The organism is Nonomuraea sp. NPDC047529 (assembly GCF_040642995.1).
Taxonomy (GTDB): domain Bacteria; phylum Actinomycetota; class Actinomycetes; order Streptosporangiales; family Streptosporangiaceae; genus Nonomuraea.
On sequence record NZ_JBEYTJ010000013.1, the window covers coordinates 44,518 to 60,502 of the forward strand.

Consider the following 15,985-nt stretch of genomic DNA (forward strand, 5'->3'; position numbering starts at 1 on the left):
GGCCGTCCCCCGGCCGGGCCCGAGGCGTTTCCCGGCCCGAACGGACGGCCGCCGCCCCGTGACGCCTCCGGCCCACCCCCTCAGACGGCGGGCCGGGAGCAGGAACCTGCCCGTCCTCCCCGCGGCCGGCCCGGAACGCGAAACGGCCCGGACGGGTCACCCCGTCCGGGCCGATCATGCACGAACACCCTTAGTGGGTGAGGCTCCGGTCGTCGCCGGAACCGATGGCGGCGTGCTCGCCGTGCTCCTCGTGGTGCCCGTCGTCGAGCGGGATCTTCTCCCCGCCGTACGCCTGGGACATCTTGCCGCGAAGCCTGCCGAGCGGGCCGCGCATGCCCTTGGGCGGGATGCCGGAGGCGTCCTCGTCCACGGGCAGGGCCGGCACCGCCTCCTTGCCCCGCAGGTGGGCCTCGATGTCGTCGGACGGCGGCGTGTGCACCTCGATGAACTCACCGTGCGGCAGCCGCTTGATGACACCCGACTCCACACCGTGCCCGATGACCGCGGCGTCGCTGCGCTGCAGGCCGAGGCACATGCGGTAGGTGATCAGGTAGGCCAGCGCCGGCCCCACGAACACCAGCACCCGGCCGATGTACGTCGTCCAGTTGAGGCTGACGTGGAAGTTGGCCGAGATCTCGTCGTTGGCGCCGAGCAGCCACAGCACACCGTAGAACGTCATCGCCGAGATGCCGATCGCGGTGCGGTGGGGGTTGTTGCGCGGACGGTCGGCGACGTGGTGCTCGCGGTGGTCGCCGGTCACCCACCGTTCGATGAACGGGTAGAGCGCGAGACCGGTCATGATGATGCCCATCGGCACCAGCGCCGGGATGATCACGCTCAGCGGCAGCGTGCCCGCGTGGGCCGTGCCGAACAGGTTCCACTCCCATGGCGGCATGAGCCGCAGCGAGCCTTCGAGGAAGCCCATGTACCAGTCGGGCTGCGAACCGGCGGAGATGTCCGCCGGCGTGTACGGCCCGAACAGCCAGATCGGGTTGATCTGGGCGAACGTCGCCAGCCCCGACACCACGGCGAGCGTGAACAGGAAGTAGGCGCCCGCCTTGGCCATGAAGGCCGGGTAGAACGGCGCGCCCACCACGTTCTTGTTGTTCCGCCCCTTGCCCGGCATCTGCGTGTGCTTCTGCACCCACATGAGCACCATGTGAGCCGAGACCAGCGCCAGCAGGATGCCCGGGATGAGCAGGATGTGCAGCGAGTAGAACCGGGATACGACGTCGCCGCCCGGATACTCCCCGCCGAACAGGAAGAACGTGATGTACGTGCCCACCAGCGGCAGCGAGATCGCCACACCCTCGGTGATCCGCAGACCGGCGCCGGAGAGCAGGTCGTCGGGGAGGGAGTAGCCGGTCAGGCCCTCGGCCAGCGCCAGGGTCAGCAGCAGCACGCCGATGATCCAGTTGAGCTCGCGCGGCTTGCGGTAGGCGCCGGTGAAGAAAACCCGCAGCATGTGGACCGTCATGCCGGCCACGAAGAGGAGGGCCGCCCAGTGGTGCATCTGCCTCATCAGCAGACCACCCCGGACGTCGAAGCTGATCTCCAGCGACGACGCGTAGGCCTCCGACATCATGACGCCCTTGAGCGGCGCGTACGAGCCGTCATAGGCGACCTCGCCCATGCTCGGCTTGAACCACAGCGTCAGGAACGTACCGGTCAGCAGCAGGATGATGAACGAGTAGAGCGCGATCTCACCCAGCAGGAACGACCAGTGGTCGGGGAAGATCTTGCGCAGGTTGCGCTTGAGGAAGTTGGCCCCGCCCAGACGCTCGTCGAGGAAGTTCGACGGCCCGGCGATGGCCTTCGGTACGGCGTTCATGTCGCTCATGCCTGGCCTCCCTTCTCCCTGGCCTCGGCCTCGGCGTCGCCGCGTTCCCAGTAGCTGGGACCGACGGGTACGTCGAAGTCGCCTCTGGCGATCAGATAGCCCTCGCCGTCGACCGTGATGGGCAGCTGGGGCAGCGGCCTGGCGGCCGGACCGAAGATGACCTTCGCGCCGTCGGCCGCGTCGAACGTCGACTGGTGGCACGGGCACAGGATGTGGTGGGTGGTCTGCTCGTAGAGCGCCGCCGGGCAGCCGACGTGCGTGCAGATCTTGGAGTAGGCGACGATGCCGTCGTGCGTCCAGTTCTGCCTGACGCCGCTCTTGAGCTCCTCCGGACGGAACTTGATCAGGATCAGCGTGGCCTTGGCGAGCGCGTTGAGGTCGTGCTGGTAGCCCTCGGGCACCACGGACAGGATGCCGCCGGGCGAGTTGAAGTCGGCCGCGCGGATCGGCTGGCCGGTGCCCTCGACGACCAGGCGCAGCGGCTTGCCCTCCTTGGTCTTCTCACCCCAGACGGTGTGGCGCAGCAGCTTGTTGAACTTCGCCGCGGGCATCTTGGAGTTGTCGAGGTCGCGCAGCAGCACCAGCGGCACCAGGCCGAGCGGCGCGGCGGCCAGCAGCAGCGTGCGGCGCATCAGCTTGCGCTTGACGAACCCGCTCTCGTTGGCGCCCTGCAGGAACGTCTCGGAGACGACCTCGCGGTCGTCCTCGTCCGAGGCCATCGAGTGGCGCTCCTGGACCAGCGCGTACTTCGGCATGATCTGGCGGACCCAGACCACGATGCCGACCGCGAGGCCGAGGACGGCGAGGGTCAGCGTGCCGCCGAGGGCGAGGTTGGAGACGCCCGTCGCCTCCGGGCTGCCCACCTGGAACACCACGTAGGAGATAAGGAAGGCGATCCCGGCCAGGAACGTGATCGCGAAGCAGAGCGCCACGATCTTCTCGGCCTTGCCGGCCTTGGACTCGTCCTGCAGCGTCACGCCCGGGACGTCGCGGTCCGCGACCTCTTCGGTCTCAGCGGCGCCCAGCATCGACGTGCCGGCCGCGGGAGTGCCGATGACGCGCTTGGGCACGCGTTCGTCCGGCTGCTCGATCTCGTGCTCGTTGTCTGTCATGACTTCTGTCGCTTCTTCGCGGTGATCCAGATGGCGGCGAGGGCGAGCGCGGCGATGCCCGCCACGAACGCTACGAGACCTTCGGTGACCGGGCCGATGCGCCCGAGGCCGAACCCTCCGGGGTCCTTCTGCTCACGGACCTGGGTGATGTACGCGATCATGCTGCGCTTCTCTTCAGGCGTGATCGTCGAGTCGTTGAAGACCGGCATCGCCTGCGGGCCGGTGACCATCGCCTCGTAGATCTGCGTCGGCGACGACTCGTTCAGGTTGGGCGCGTACTTGCCCTGCGTCAGGGCACCGCCGGCGCCCGCCCAGTTGTGGCACTGGATGCAGTTGGCCCGGAACAGCTCGCCGCCCTTGCCGGCGTCGCCGAGCTTCGGGTCGACCTGCTCCTTGCCCGGCACCTGCGGGCCGCCACCCAGCGACTGCACGTAGGCGGCGATCTGCCGGGTCGACTCCTCGTTGACCCACGGCGCCGGACGCTTGCGGGGCGCCTGCGGGCCGGGGTTGGCGGCGGGCATGCGGCCGGTGCTCATCTGGAAGTCGACCGCCGCGGCGCCGACGCCGACGAGCGTGGGGGCGGTGTTGGTGCCCTCCGCGTTCATGCCGTGGCAGCTTGAGCAGTGGGCCACGAACAGGCTCTTGCCCTCGGCCACGTCGTCGACCTTGCCTGCCGCCAGCGCCGCGTCCGCAGGCTTGCCCGCCTGGACAAAGGCGGCGTATACCATCCCGACCAGCGCCAACGCCAAAATCAGGACGGCGTATCTCGCGAGGGGATGCCGCCGCCAAGCGGTGATCCTAGTCACAGAGATCCCGTTCCTTAACGAATGATGTAGATGGTCGCGAAAAGACCGATCCAGACGACGTCTACGAAGTGCCAGTAGTAGGACACGACGATCGCGCTGGTGGCCTGCTCATGCGTAAAGCGCTTCGCGGCGTACGTGCGTCCCAGCATGAACAGGAACGCGATCAGGCCACCGGTCACGTGCAGGCCGTGGAAGCCCGTCGTCAGGTAGAACACCGAGGTGTAGGCGTTAGCGGACAGGGTCGCGCCCTCTGACGCCAGCTCGCCGTACTCGTACAGCTGACCGGCGACGAAGACCGCGCCCATCAGGAAGCTGACGAAGTACCAGAAGCGGAGCTTGCCGACCTGCCCCTTCTCCGCGGCCCACACGCCAAGCTGGCACGTCACACTCGACAGGACCAGGATGATCGTGTTGACCGTCGCGAACGGGATGTTCAGGTGAGCGCCTTCTGCCTCAATGCCTGCAGGAAGGAAGGCAGGGCCCCACTCGATGCCCTTCCCCTCGCTCACCGACCGGATGGTGAAGTACATCGCGAACAGCGCCGCGAAGAACATGAGCTCAGAGGACAGCCAGACGATCGTCCCGACACTGACCAGGTTCGGCCGTCGGTACGACTGTGCTGTCGTCGTCGAAGTTATTGCGGATGCTGTCGCCACGGGCAGCATTATTGCGGCTCCGGTGTTCGGTCCGGCCAACGACCCCCCGTTAGGAGGAACAAACCGGCCATCAACCTGGGATAATTGGGACAAAACGCCTGTCAGACCCGGTGGCCTGGGATTGCATCCCGACGCAACGGTACGATCCAGGTGACCATACAGCTTCGAGCGATAGTGAGCGCGAAAGTGACGTCCTCTGGGAGCACCGACGACACGATGAGGGTCCTCGTCTACAGCGACGACGCCACCACCCGGGCCGAGGTCCGCCAGGCGATCGGCCGGCGGCCGGCGGCCGATGTGCCCCTCGTCGAGATCATCGAGTGCGCCACCGAGCCCAAGGTCCACCAGTGGCTCGGCTCCGGCGAGATCGACGTGGCGGTCCTCGACGGCGAGACCCAGCCTGCCGGCGGCATGGGCGTCTCCCGTCAGGCCAAGGACGAGGTCTACGACTGCCCGCCCGTCTGCCTGATCATCGCCAGGCGCGACGACCGCTGGCTGGCCGACTGGTCCAAGGCCGACGCCGTCGTGCCGCAGCCCATCGAGCCCATGGTCCTGGCCGACACCGTGGCCGACCTGATGCGCCGCCGCTCCTCCACCCGACTCAACGCGAAGTAGGTGCTCATGGACTCCCGGACGACCTGGCCCGCTCTGTTCTCCGCGCTCCTTTCCGGCGAGCATCTGACGGCCGACGAAGCGGCCTGGGCGATGCGGGAGATCTTCTCAGGCAATGCCACCTCCGCCCAGATCGCGGGCTTCGCGCTGGCCCTGCGCGCCAAGGGCGAGACGGTGGCCGAGGTGGTGGGCCTGGCCCGGACGATGCTGGAGTTCTCCACCCCGCTGACGGTCGAGGGGCCCGTCCTCGACGTCGTGGGCACGGGCGGCGACCGCGCCCACACCGTCAACGTCTCCACCATGGCCGCCATCGTGGCCGCCGCGGCCGGCGCCAGGGTCGTCAAGCACGGCAACCGGTCGGCGTCCTCCCTGTGCGGCGCCGCCGACGTCCTGGAGCACATGGGCATCAGGCTCGACCTGACGCCGGAGCAGACCGCGCGGGTGGCGCGCGAGGCGGGCATCGCCTTCTGCTTCGCCCCCGTCTACCACCCGGCGCTGCGCTTCGCCGGGCCGGCGCGCAAGGAGATCGGCGTCCCGACGGTCTTCAACTTCCTCGGCCCGCTGACCAACCCGGCCCGGCCCAGCGCCCAGGCCATCGGCGTCTACGACGCCCGGATGCTGCCCGTCATCGCCGGGGTCTTCGCCGAGCGCGGCGTGTCGGCGCTGGTGTTCCGCGGCGACGACGGGCTCGACGAGCTGACCATCACCGGCACCTCCACGGTGTGGGTGGTCCGCGACGGCACGGCCACCGAGGCCAGGTTCGACCCCGCGGTGCTGGGCATCCCCAGGGCCGACGCGGGCGCGCTGCGCGGTGGCGACGTGCAGTTCAACGCCCAGGCCGTGCACGACCTGCTGGGCGGCAAGCAGGGGCCGGTGCGCGACGCCGTCCTGCTCAACGCCGCCGCCGCGCTGGTCGCCCACGACGGCGCCGGCGACGACCTCGACTCGGCGATGCTCAAGGGCTACGAGCGCGCCAGGCAGGCCGTCGACTCCGGCCTGGCCTCCGACACGCTGCGCCGCTGGGTCGAGGTCAGCAGCTCCTACCGCCCGTCGTGACCGTGAGCGCGCCCCTGAGGCGCGCTCACGTCTTCTGGCGGCACGTGGTGCACGAAAGCCCTGGCGGCGCCTTCACGGCCTGCTCAGGGCCGTGCGGCGGTCACCCGGTCAGAAGGTGATGCTCGGGCCGTCCTTGAGCGTGCTCCACTTGAGCCATTCCTTCCAGTTCTCCTGCCAGTGTCCCCACCCGTTGGTGGGCTCCAGCTTCCGCGGCGATCCCGTAATGATGATCGGGTCCCCGATCAGGGTGTTCTTGATGAACCAGGCCGCGTCCTCCGGGCTGACGTTCACGCAGCCGTGGCTGACGTTGGAGTTGCCCTGCGAGCCGACCGACCAGGGCGCGCTGTGCACGTACTCGCCGCTGTTGGAGATGCGCACGGTGTTGTAGACGGTGAGCTGGTAGTAGCCGGACTGGCCGGGGCCGATGCCGGGCGAGGTCATGACGGTCACCGGCTCCCTCGACATCGCCAGGTGCACGCCCGAGGTGGTGTAGTACTTCCACTGGCCGCCCTGTCCGGCGCTCATCGGCATGGTGCGGATGCGCTTGCCGTCGCGACGGACCGTCAGCACGTGCTCGTCGGTGGTGCCCTTGGTGATCTGGGCACGGCCGATCTTGAAGTCGAGGGTGACGTCGCGCTTGCCGTACAGGCCCGGGCCGCCGCGCACCCCGGCCAGCTTCGCCTCCAGCCGGACCTTCGTGTACGCCGGCCAGTAGTCCTCCGGCCGGAAGTCCACGTGGCTGTCGTCGAACCAGTGCCAGGCCCCCTCCACCGGCTTGGAGCTGCGGATGGTGAGGTTGCGCTCGACGGCCACCCGGTCGCTCACGGGCTTGTCGAAGGCGATCATGACGGGCATGCCGATGCCGACCGTCAGCCCGGTGTCGTCCCTGTTGGGGGTGACCGTCTGGATGTCGAACGTCTTGTCGCCCTTGACCGTGGTGAACGTGCTGGAGGTCTCGCTCTGCTTGCCCGAGGCGTCCACGCTGACGACGGTGACCGTGTAGCCGGCGCTGGGCCGGGCGGTGGCCGTGCTGCGCCAGCGGGTGCCGTCGCCGCTCAGGACGCCCTTGAGCCGCCCGGCCTTGCCGCCGTCCACCCGGACGCTCTTGATCGTGCCGCCGTGGGCGGAGACCACCACGGCCTGGTCGGTGGCCACGTTCACGGCCTTGTCCTGCGGCGTGATCGCCACCGCCGGCTGCCGCGCGACGGCGGCCAGCTCCTTCGTCTCGTTGGCCTCGCCGCTCAGCGAGCACGCCGTGAGCAGGGCCAAGGCCAACAAGCCTGCCGATCCGTTCGCCAAGCGCCTCACGAGTGCCCCCCTCGCCCAAGATCCAACCTTCTCCTCCCTTATTACCCTGAGTGATCTATTCACGACATCCGCCACCTGGTAAAGAACACGAAAAAGCGGGCGTCCTCCCCTATGGGAGAGACGCCCGCTTCGAGGTGCTAGGGGTTTCTCAGTGCGAGAAGTTGCCCCGGTAGTACTGGAACACGAACCCGATCATGGCCATGATGATCAGGAACACGCCGATCAGGAACATCCAGAACCCGATCACGAACCCGGCGAAGGCGAAGGCCGCCGCCAGGCACAGGAACAGCGGCCACCAGCTGCTCGGGCTGAAGAAGCCGATCTCGCCCGCGCCGTCGCTGATGTCGGCCTGCTTGTCGTCCTCCGGCTGGGCGCCGATGCGCCGCGCGGTGAACATCAGGTAGTAGCCCACCATGAAGGCGAAGCCGACCGAGATCGCCATGGCGGTGGTGCCCACGGGCTCACCGTGACCGGTCGCGGCCTTCGTCCAGAACCAGTAGCCGACGTCGACACCGGCGAAGAACAGGCCGCACAGCAGGAACAGCCAACCCTGGACCTTCATCAGGCCTCCACCTCCTGGGCGGACTTGGCGGACATGTGCGGGTAGTGCAGGTCGAACGCCGGGCGCTCGGACCGGATCCGCGGCAGCGAGGTGAAGTTGTGCCGCGGCGGCGGGCAGGAGGTCGCCCATTCGAGCGAGCCGCCGTAGCCCCAGGGGTCGTCGACGGTGACCTTGGGCGCCGAACGCCAGGTCTTCCAGACGTTGTAGAAGAACGGCAGCGTCGAGGCACCCAGGATGAACGCGCCGACCGACGAGATCATGTTCAGGTCGGTGAAGCCGTCGGCCGCGCTGTAGTCGGCGTAACGCCGCGGGAAGCCGATCATGCCCAGCCAGTGCTGGACGAGGAAGGTGGTGTGGAAGCCGATGAACAGCAACCAGAAGTGCACCTTGCCCAGCTTGTCGTCGAGCATCTTGCCGGTGAACTTGGGCCACCAGAAGTAGAAGCCGGCGAACATGGCGAACACGACCGTGCCGAAGACCACGTAGTGGAAGTGGGCGACGACGAAGTAGGTGTCGCTGATCTGGAAGTCGAGCGGCGGCGAGGCCAGGATGACGCCGGTCAGGCCGCCGAGCAGGAACGTGATCAGGAAGCCGACCGAGAACAACATCGGCGACTCGAACGACAGGTGACCCCGCCACATCGTGCCGATCCAGTTGAAGAACTTCACGCCCGTCGGCACCGCGATGAGGAACGTCATGAACGAGAAGAACGGCAGCAGGACCTGCCCGGTCGGGAACATGTGGTGCGCCCAGACCGTGATGGACAGACCGGCGATCGCGATGGTGGCGCCGACCAGGCCGATGTAGCCGAAGATCGGCTTACGGCTGAAGACCGGCAGGACCTCGGTCACGATGCCGAAGAACGGCAACGCGATGATGTACACCTCGGGATGGCCGAAGAACCAGAACAGGTGCTGCCACAGGATCGGCCCGCCGTTGGCCGGGTCGAAGATGTGCGTGCCCAGCTTCCGGTCGGCCTCCAGGGCCAGCAGCGCGGCGGCCAGCACGGGGAAGGCCATCAGCACGAGCATGCTGGTCAGCAGGACGTTCCAGGTGAAGATCGGCATGCGGAACATGGTCATGCCGGGGGCGCGCATGCAGATGATCGTGGTGATGAAGTTCACCGAGCCGAGGATCGTGCCGAGGCCCGACAGGGCCAGTCCCATGATCCACAGGTCGCCGCCGATGCCGGGCGAGTGGATCGCGTTCGACAGCGGCGTGTAGGCGAACCAGCCGAAGGAGGCCGCGCCGCCCGGCGTGAGGAAGCCGGACACGGCGATGATGCTGCCGAACAGGTAGAGCCAGTAGCTGACCATGTTCAGACGCGGGAAGGCCACGTCGGGGGCGCCGATCTGGAGCGGCATCAGCTCGTTGGCGAAGCCGGCGAACAGCGGCGTCGCGAACATCAGCAGCATGATCGTGCCGTGCATGGTGAACAGCTGGTTGAACTGCTCGTTGCTGGTGATCTGCAGCCCGGGCTGCGCCAGCTCGGCCCTCATGATCAGCGCCATGACGCCGCCGATCAGGAAGAAGGCGAACGACGTGATCAGGTACATGTGTCCGATGATCTTGTGATCAGTCGAGGACAGCCACTTGGCGATGATCTGGCCCTTGGTGACGGGCCGGACCGGTGCGCGAAGCGGTTCTTGGATGGCGGTCACTGGGCACTTCCAGCCTGGGTCGCGATGTACTTGTCGAACTCAGCCTGCTTGACGAGCTTCACCTGGAACAACATCCGGCTGTGGTCGACACCGCACAGCTCGGCGCATCGGCCGGCGTAGATGCCCGCGCGGTCGTCGCCGAGGGTCTTGATCTCGAACTTGCGCCCGGGGTTGCCCTCCGGGATGCCGGGGATGATGTCCCGCTTGAACAGGAACTCGGGCACCCAGAACGAGTGGATCACGTCGTCGGTCGACAGGTCGAACTCGACCTTGGTGTTGGTCGGCAGGATCAGCTCGGGGCCGTTGCGGTAGTCGCTCACCGGCATGCCGGGCACGGGCTGCAACGTCTTGCCGTTGTAGGTCGTGGTGAAGCGCCAGCTCCACTGGTAGGCCTCGACCTTGACCTTGACGGGCGCGTCGCCTGCGACGTCCGTGAGGACCTTGCTGTCGCGGGCGGTGAAGAAGAAGAACACCGACACCATGACGAGCGGGACCACCGTGTAGAGGATCTCGATCGGCAGGTTGTAGCGCACCTGGGGCGGCAGCTCGGCCTTCCCCTTGCGCTTGCGGTGGAAGATCGCGGCCCAGACGATCAGGACGATGACGACGACGCCCGTGGCGAGTGCGGCGATCCAGGCCCCGTTCCACAGATGCTGAACGACCTTGGCCTGCTCGGTCACGCCCTCGGGCAGCAGGCCGTTGGACCAGTCGAACTTGGGAACGTCATTAGCACACGCCGTAGCAGTGGCCAGCAGCAACGCCAAAGCGGCGGCGCGCGGCACCCTGCGCCGGGCCAACGAACGCCGCGTCGTACGGCGAGTCGGACTCACGGATCGCCTACCCCACAGATGAAGCCCAAGAGTCTTTCCCTTGGGTGCTCGTATTTCCAAATGCACAGCTGATTGCAGACACATTAGCGTGCAGGTGTCCCGCCCTACCGCGCGACCCCTCGATGGCGCCGCAAGTGGGACGATGGGTCTCGTGGCGTATTTCGACGCGGCCTCGAGCGAGCCGCTGCACCCTCAGGCACGCGAGGCGCTGCTGGCGGCGATCGACGTCGGCTGGGCCGACCCCGCGAGACTGTACACCCAGGCCCGCCGCGCTCACCTGCTGCTGGAGCAGGCCCGCACGGAGGTGGCCGAGGCGCTCGGCGCGCGCCCCGACGAGGTGTCGTTCACCTCGTCCGGCACGCAGGCCGCGCATCTCGGCGTGCTCGGCACCCTACACGGCAGGCGCAGGGTCGGGCGTCATCTGGTCACGGGTGCGGTCGAGCACTCCAGCGTGCTGCACGCGGCCGGCGTGCACGAACGCGACGGCGGCACGGTCGAGACCGTGGGCGTGAATCTCGAAGGCCGGGTCGACCTCGACGCGTTCGCGCGGGCGGTCGCGGCTCCCGGCACCGCGCTGGCCTGCCTGCAGACGGCCAACCACGAGGTCGGCACGGTGCAGCCGGTCGCCGAGGCCGCCGCCGCGTGCCGGGCTCACGGGGTGCCGCTGCTGGTCGACGCGGCCCAGACCGCGGGCCGCATGCCGATCCCGCCCGGCTGGTCGGTGCTGACCGCGAGCGCCCACAAGTGGGGCGGTCCGGCCGGGGTGGGCGTGCTGGCGGTGCGCAAGGGCACCCGTTTCCGCTCGTTCCTGCCCGAGGACGAGCGGGAGCGGCGGCGGGTGCCGGGGTTCGAGAACGTGCCGGGCATCGTGGCCGCGGCGGCGGCGCTGCGGGCGATGAGCGCCGAGGCGGCCCAGGAGCAGGCGCGGCTGTCCACGCTCGTCGCCAGGATCAGGGAGACCGTCCCGAAGATCGTGCCGGACGTCGAGGTGATCGGCGACCCGGTCGGCCGGGCGCCCCACATCGTGACCTTCTCCTGCCTCTATGTCGACGGCGAGGCGCTGCTCACCGAGCTGGACAAGGCCGGATTCGCCGTATCGTCCGGAAGCTCGTGCACCGCTAGTACGCTTCGTCCATCGCACGTCCTCGAAGCGATGGGCGTGCTGACGCACGGGAACGTCCGGGTGTCGCTGCCCAGGGGCACGTCCGCCGCCGAGGTCGACCGGTTCCTGGCCGTGCTGCCCGAGCTGGTACGCCGCATCCGGCACGACGCAGGAGTCGCATGACCGAGGTAACTCAGCCGTCATTGACGATCGACGCGCTCGGGAAGAAGTGCCCGATCCCGATCATCATGCTCGCCGAGCAGATCAACCACGTGCCGCTCAACGCCGTGGTGGCGGTGCTGGCCGACGATCCGGCGGCCTACACCGACGTGCCGGCGTGGTGCCGGCTGAAGTCCCACCGCCATGTGGCCTCGTACGAGCTGCCCGAGGGCGGCTGGGCCATCCACGTGATGCGCAACTACTGATGGTTTGTGGGTAGGGCCCTCCCCTGAGGGCACTTCGACCATTCGGGGGAGACATGGCCAAGGCGAACGAGACCGCCCGCGACGTGATGAGCACGGGCGCGGAGTGCATCGCCGCGCACGAGACGCTCGACCGGGCGGCGCAGATGATGCGCAACAGCAACGTGGGCGCGCTGCCCGTGTGCGGGCCCGACGACCGGGTGACGGGCATCATCACCGACCGCGACATCGTGATCAAGTGCGTCGCGGCCGGTCACGACCCGGCGCAGGTGACGGCGGGCGAGCTGGCTACCGGCCTGGTCTGGGTCCCGGCGGACGCCACCGTGCAGGAGGCGCTGACGCGCATGGAGGAGAACCAGATCAAGCGACTGCCCGTGCTGGAGGGCGACCGCATCGTCGGCATGATCAGCGAGGCCGACCTCGCCCGCTGCCTGCCCGACGACCAGCTCGCCGAGTTCGTGCACCGGGTGTACGCCAGCCGCTGACGCCGGTGCGGGATCGCCCCGCCACGCCGTACGGCGGGCGGGGCGTACGGCTGTCAGGGGTGGTAGCAGCGCACGTGGTCGGCGATCTCGGCCGCGGCCTCGGCGCCGTAGGCGGCCGAGAAGCGCTCCAGGAAGACCTTCTGCCCCAGCTCGTACTCCTGGCCGCCGACGCGCTCCAGCACGTGCGTGGCCGTGAGGTTGCCGATCTGGCCGCAGCGCTCCAGCGGCAGGCCCCAGGCCAGGCCGGACAGGAAGCCGGCGCGGAAGGCGTCGCCGACGCCCGTGGGGTCGGCCTTGCCCCGCTCGGGGGCCGGGGCGACCTGGATGGAGGGCTCGCCCTTGCGGTCGATGACCGCGCCCTTGGGGCCGAGCGTGGTGATCCGGACGCCGACCCGGTCGAGGATCTCCTCGTCGGACCAGCCGGTCTTCTGCTCGATGAGCCCCTTCTCGTAGTCGTTGGAGAACAGGTACGCGGCGCCGTCGACGAGCTGCCTGATCTGCTCGTCCGCCATGCGGGCGAGCTGCTGGGAGATGTCGGCGGCGAAGGGGATGCCGCGCTGGCGGCACTCGTCGGTGTGCCGCAGCATCGCGTCGGGGTCGTTGGGGCTGATCAGCACCAGGTCGAGGCCGCCGAGCCGGGTGGCGACCGGCTGCAGCTCGATCAGCCGCGCCTCGGCCATCGCCCCGGTGTAGAAGGAGGCGATCTGGTTGTGGTGCTCGTCGGTGGTGCACAGGAAACGCGCGGTGTGCTGCGTCTCGGAGATGTGCACGGACTCGCAGTCGACACCGTGGCGCTCCAGCCAGGAGCGGTAGTCGGCGAAGTCGTTGCCGACGGCGCCGACCAGGATCGGCTTGAGGCCGAGGCAGCCCATGCCGAAGGCGATGTTGGCCGCGCAACCGCCACGACGGATCTGAAGGTCGTCGACCAGGAACGAGAGCGACACCCGGTCGAGTTGCTCGGCGATGAGCTGGTCGCCGAAGCTTCCTGGGAACGTCATCAGGTGGTCAGTCGCGATGGAGCCGGTTACGGCGATGCGCACGGGATTCTTCTTCCTCGTTGTCAGCAGGCCAATGAGCCCCCCGAGAATACGCGAAGGTCCCGCTCGCACAAAGGCGGGCGGGACCCCACGGACCGAAGCCGTGACCCCTTAGTTGAACGAGTCGCCACAGGCACAGGAGCCGGTGGCGTTGGGGTTGTCGATGGTGAAGCCCTGCTTCTCGATGGTGTCGACGAAGTCGATGCTGGCGCCCAGCAGGTACGGGGCGCTCATGCGGTCGGTGACCACACTGACGCCGCCGAAGTCCGTCACCACGTCACCGTCCATGGAACGGTCGTCGAAGAAGAGCTGGTAGCGCAGGCCGGAGCAACCACCCGGCTGCACGGCGACCCTCAGCTGCAGACCCTCCTCGCCCTGCTGCTCCAGCAGGCTCTTGACCTTCGCGGCGGCCGCGTCAGTCAGGATCAGGCCCTGCGTCGTGGTCTCGCTGCTCTCAACCGTCATCTGCTGACTCCCTAACCCGGCTGTCTGATTCCGACGTCCTACTGATGACGCTACCAACACCTCGCCCATGCCACACATTCCCGGGTCCCCTACCCCCGGAATAACCACATTCGTCCGTGTGTCATAGTGAGTATCGTCAAAACGACGATAAGGGGGTATGGCGATGGCCACCCAGACCGGTCTGCCGCTCTTCGTCCTCGGGCAGGGCGCCGATCCGCACAGCGAGAAGGGCGTCGAGTGTCCCGGCGAGCTGCCGCCCGCGTCCGACCCTGACCTGGTCGAGCGCGCCCGCAAGGCCAAGGAGGCGCTGGGCGACCGCCTGTTCGTGCTGGGCCACCACTACCAGCGCGACGAGGTCATCCAGTTCGCCGACGTGACGGGCGACTCCTTCAAGCTCGCCCAGCAGGCCGCGGCGCGGCCCGAGGCGGAGTTCATCGTCTTCTGCGGCGTGCACTTCATGGCCGAGTCCGCCGACATCCTGACCGGTGACGCCCAGAAGGTGGTGCTGCCCGACCTCGCCGCCGGGTGCTCCATGGCCGACATGGCCACGTTCGACCAGGTGGAGGAGTGCTGGGAGGCGCTTGAGGACGCCGGTCTGGCCGGCGAGGTGGTCCCCGTCACGTACATGAACTCCAGAGCCGACATCAAGGCGTTCTGCGGGCGCAACGGCGGCGTGGTGTGCACCTCCTCCAACGCCAAGAGGGCCCTCGACTGGGCGTTCGAGCAGGGCAGCAAGGTCCTGTTCCTGCCCGACCAGCATCTCGGGCGCAACACGGCGGTCCTGGAGATGGGCATGTCGCTGGAGGACTGCGTGGTCTGGAACCCCCACCGCCCCGGCGGCGGGCTGACCCGCGAGCAGCTCGACCGGGCGCGGATGATCCTGTGGAAGGGCCACTGCTCGGTGCACGGCCGCTTCACGGCCGAGTCCGTCGACGACGTGCGCGCGCGCATCCCCGGCGTGAACGTGCTCGTCCACCCCGAGTGCCGGCACGAGGTGGTGCTCAAGGCCGACCACGTGGGCTCGACCGAGCACATCATCAAGACCCTCCAGGCCGCTCCCGCCGGTTCGAGCTGGGCCATCGGCACCGAGCTGAACCTGGTCAAGCGGCTGGCCACCATGTTCCCCGACAAGAACATCTCGTTCCTGGACCGCACGGTCTGCTACTGCTCCACCATGAACCGGATCGACCTGCCGCACCTGGTGTGGGCCCTGGAGTCACTCGTCCTGGGCGACGTCGTCAACCGGATCACGGTGGACGAGGACACCGCCCACTGGGCCAGGGTCGCCCTGGACCGCATGCTGGCCCTCCCGTAACGCCCTCCCCTCGCGGGGAGGGACCCGGCCCGTGGCGAGGAGCGCCCGCCCTCGCCGCGGGCCGGCGTGCTTATGCCGCCGTCAGGCGAAGTCGTAGCCGACGCGGACGTTCACCGTCAGGGTCTGGCGGCCCGGGCTGACCGCGGAGCCGGCGTCGGCCGCCGCGGCCATCGCGAACAGCGGCTGGGGGCCGCCTCCCCGGACCTCCTCGGAGATCGACACGACCGGCCCGAGCGGGCGTCCGGCCAGCTCGGCGTACTGGGCGGCCTTGGCCGCGGCGTCCCTGAAGGCGCCGGTCCTGGCCTCGCCGAGGACGGCCGCCGGGTCGGACAGCTCGAAGGTCACGCCGTTGAGCCGGGCCTCCTCGCCCACGCCGGCGACCGTGTCGATGACGGCGTCGGCCCGCGACAGGTCCCTGACGACCACCTCGACGCCCTGGGCCGCCCGGTAGGCGGAGACCTTCGGGTAGACCTCGTACTCGGGGCCGAGTGAGAGCTCGACCGTGCGCACGTCGTGGGCCGCGATCCCGGCCCCGGCCAGCGCGCCGGCCAGCCGGGCCGCGGCGGCCCTGACCGCCGTGAACGCCTCGGACGCCGACGACCTGCGCACCTCGACGCCCGCCAGCAACCGCAGGACGTCGGGCGCCGCCTGCACGCTGCCCTCACCGACGACGGAGATGTCCACGCCTGCCCCCCTCGACTGGGTTCGCCTCGATC

The 15,985-nt window shown here is 68.7% G+C and carries 17 protein-coding genes; 6 read left to right on the forward strand and 11 right to left on the reverse strand.

Annotated features, from left to right (window positions below; translation table 11 throughout):
- Window positions 1–190: 190 nt before the first annotated feature.
- The 4 genes from ABZ815_RS21965 to ABZ815_RS21980 are packed head-to-tail and all read right to left on the reverse strand — an operon-like array spanning window position 191 to window position 4,423.
- Window positions 191–1,840, reverse strand: coding sequence for a ubiquinol-cytochrome c reductase cytochrome b subunit (locus tag ABZ815_RS21965; RefSeq protein ID WP_357700641.1), 1,650 nt, complete (start codon window positions 1,838–1,840; stop codon window positions 191–193).
- Window positions 1,837–2,952, reverse strand: coding sequence for a Rieske 2Fe-2S domain-containing protein (locus ABZ815_RS21970; protein ID WP_357700643.1), 1,116 nt, complete (start codon window positions 2,950–2,952; stop codon window positions 1,837–1,839). Before ABZ815_RS21970 ends, ABZ815_RS21965 begins: the two co-directional genes overlap by 4 nt.
- A complete protein-coding gene (locus tag ABZ815_RS21975; RefSeq protein ID WP_357700645.1) occupies window positions 2,949–3,758 on the reverse strand; it encodes a c-type cytochrome in 810 nt (269 codons plus the stop codon). Before ABZ815_RS21975 ends, ABZ815_RS21970 begins: the two co-directional genes overlap by 4 nt.
- 14 nt (window positions 3,759–3,772) lie before the next feature.
- Entirely contained in the window at window positions 3,773–4,423 is a 651-nt protein-coding gene (locus tag ABZ815_RS21980) for a heme-copper oxidase subunit III (RefSeq protein WP_357700646.1), read from the reverse strand.
- Between the two features lie 207 nt (window positions 4,424–4,630).
- Between ABZ815_RS21980 and ABZ815_RS21985 the strand changes: the two genes are divergently transcribed.
- Together ABZ815_RS21985 and trpD are read left to right on the forward strand one after the other, a co-directional pair.
- Window positions 4,631–5,029, forward strand: coding sequence for a hypothetical protein (locus ABZ815_RS21985; RefSeq protein WP_357700985.1), 399 nt, complete (start codon window positions 4,631–4,633; stop codon window positions 5,027–5,029).
- Window positions 5,030–5,035: 6 nt separating this feature from the next.
- Complete coding sequence (gene trpD / locus ABZ815_RS21990; RefSeq protein WP_357700648.1) at window positions 5,036–6,082, forward strand: anthranilate phosphoribosyltransferase; 1,047 nt, start codon at window positions 5,036–5,038, stop codon at window positions 6,080–6,082.
- A gap of 108 nt (window positions 6,083–6,190) precedes the next feature.
- Here trpD and ABZ815_RS21995 read toward each other — a convergent pair whose 3' ends face one another.
- The 4 genes from ABZ815_RS21995 to ABZ815_RS22010 all read right to left on the reverse strand — a co-directional run bounded on the left by ABZ815_RS21995 (window position 6,191) and on the right by ABZ815_RS22010 (window position 10,443).
- The gene (locus ABZ815_RS21995; protein ID WP_357700651.1) at window positions 6,191–7,360 is read right to left on the reverse strand and encodes an Ig-like domain-containing protein; all 1,170 of its coding nucleotides are present in this window, start codon (window positions 7,358–7,360) and stop codon (window positions 6,191–6,193) included.
- 178 nt (window positions 7,361–7,538) lie between these two features.
- Entirely contained in the window at window positions 7,539–7,952 is a 414-nt protein-coding gene (locus ABZ815_RS22000; RefSeq protein ID WP_352353336.1) for a cytochrome c oxidase subunit 4, read from the reverse strand.
- Window positions 7,952–9,613 carry a cytochrome c oxidase subunit I gene (gene ctaD / locus ABZ815_RS22005; RefSeq protein WP_357700653.1) on the reverse strand — a complete coding sequence of 554 codons (1,662 nt, stop codon included), beginning with the start codon at window positions 9,611–9,613 and terminating at the stop codon, window positions 7,952–7,954. Before ctaD ends, ABZ815_RS22000 begins: the two co-directional genes overlap by 1 nt.
- A complete protein-coding gene (locus ABZ815_RS22010; RefSeq protein WP_357700655.1) occupies window positions 9,610–10,443 on the reverse strand; it encodes a cytochrome c oxidase subunit II in 834 nt (277 codons plus the stop codon). The genes ctaD and ABZ815_RS22010 overlap by 4 nt, the downstream gene beginning before the upstream one ends.
- A gap of 142 nt (window positions 10,444–10,585) precedes the next feature.
- Between ABZ815_RS22010 and ABZ815_RS22015 the strand changes: the two genes are divergently transcribed.
- From ABZ815_RS22015 to ABZ815_RS22025, 3 genes are read left to right on the forward strand one after another with little or no spacing between them, the layout of a single operon-like run.
- The gene (locus ABZ815_RS22015; protein ID WP_357700657.1) at window positions 10,586–11,728 is read left to right on the forward strand and encodes an aminotransferase class V-fold PLP-dependent enzyme; all 1,143 of its coding nucleotides are present in this window, start codon (window positions 10,586–10,588) and stop codon (window positions 11,726–11,728) included.
- Window positions 11,725–11,970 (forward strand): sulfurtransferase TusA family protein, encoded by a 246-nt coding sequence (locus ABZ815_RS22020; RefSeq protein ID WP_352353344.1) that lies wholly within the window; start codon window positions 11,725–11,727, stop codon window positions 11,968–11,970. Before ABZ815_RS22015 ends, ABZ815_RS22020 begins: the two co-directional genes overlap by 4 nt.
- Window positions 11,971–12,023: 53 nt before the next feature.
- Entirely contained in the window at window positions 12,024–12,452 is a 429-nt protein-coding gene (locus tag ABZ815_RS22025) for a CBS domain-containing protein (RefSeq protein ID WP_357700660.1), read from the forward strand.
- Between the two features lie 53 nt (window positions 12,453–12,505).
- On the opposite strand, the gene ABZ815_RS22030 is transcribed toward ABZ815_RS22025, so the two are convergent.
- Window positions 12,506–13,492: a carbohydrate kinase family protein gene (locus tag ABZ815_RS22030; protein ID WP_357700662.1), complete on the reverse strand. Its 987-nt coding sequence runs from the start codon at window positions 13,490–13,492 to the stop codon at window positions 12,506–12,508.
- A gap of 108 nt (window positions 13,493–13,600) precedes the next feature.
- Entirely contained in the window at window positions 13,601–13,954 is a 354-nt protein-coding gene (gene erpA, locus ABZ815_RS22035) for an iron-sulfur cluster insertion protein ErpA (RefSeq protein WP_125630793.1), read from the reverse strand.
- Between the two features lie 157 nt (window positions 13,955–14,111).
- Here erpA and nadA point away from each other — a divergent pair, with 157 nt between their 5' ends.
- Window positions 14,112–15,269 carry a quinolinate synthase NadA gene (gene nadA / locus ABZ815_RS22040; RefSeq protein WP_357700664.1) on the forward strand — a complete coding sequence of 386 codons (1,158 nt, stop codon included), beginning with the start codon at window positions 14,112–14,114 and terminating at the stop codon, window positions 15,267–15,269.
- 81 nt (window positions 15,270–15,350) lie between these two features.
- Here the strand turns inward: nadA and ABZ815_RS22045 are convergent, their stop codons facing one another.
- A complete protein-coding gene (locus tag ABZ815_RS22045; RefSeq protein WP_357700666.1) occupies window positions 15,351–15,953 on the reverse strand; it encodes an SIMPL domain-containing protein in 603 nt (200 codons plus the stop codon).
- Between the last annotated feature and the right edge of the window lie 32 nt (window positions 15,954–15,985).

Coding starts and splice junctions, on each gene's coding strand:
- ABZ815_RS22025 (WP_357700660.1), top strand. CDS start 12,024: ATGGCCAAGGCGAACGAGACCGCCCGCGACGTGATGAGCACGGGCGCG.
- nadA (WP_357700664.1), top strand. CDS start 14,112: ATGGCGATGGCCACCCAGACCGGTCTGCCGCTCTTCGTCCTCGGGCAG.
- ABZ815_RS22000 (WP_352353336.1), bottom strand. CDS start 7,952: ATGAAGGTCCAGGGTTGGCTGTTCCTGCTGTGCGGCCTGTTCTTCGCC.
- ABZ815_RS22020 (WP_352353344.1), top strand. CDS start 11,725: ATGACCGAGGTAACTCAGCCGTCATTGACGATCGACGCGCTCGGGAAG.
- ABZ815_RS21965 (WP_357700641.1), bottom strand. CDS start 1,840: ATGAGCGACATGAACGCCGTACCGAAGGCCATCGCCGGGCCGTCGAAC.
- ABZ815_RS21980 (WP_357700646.1), bottom strand. CDS start 4,423: ATGCTGCCCGTGGCGACAGCATCCGCAATAACTTCGACGACGACAGCA.
- erpA (WP_125630793.1), bottom strand. CDS start 13,954: ATGACGGTTGAGAGCAGCGAGACCACGACGCAGGGCCTGATCCTGACT.
- ABZ815_RS21970 (WP_357700643.1), bottom strand. CDS start 2,952: ATGACAGACAACGAGCACGAGATCGAGCAGCCGGACGAACGCGTGCCC.
- trpD (WP_357700648.1), top strand. CDS start 5,036: ATGGACTCCCGGACGACCTGGCCCGCTCTGTTCTCCGCGCTCCTTTCC.
- ABZ815_RS21985 (WP_357700985.1), top strand. CDS start 4,631: ATGAGGGTCCTCGTCTACAGCGACGACGCCACCACCCGGGCCGAGGTC.
- ABZ815_RS22015 (WP_357700657.1), top strand. CDS start 10,586: ATGGGTCTCGTGGCGTATTTCGACGCGGCCTCGAGCGAGCCGCTGCAC.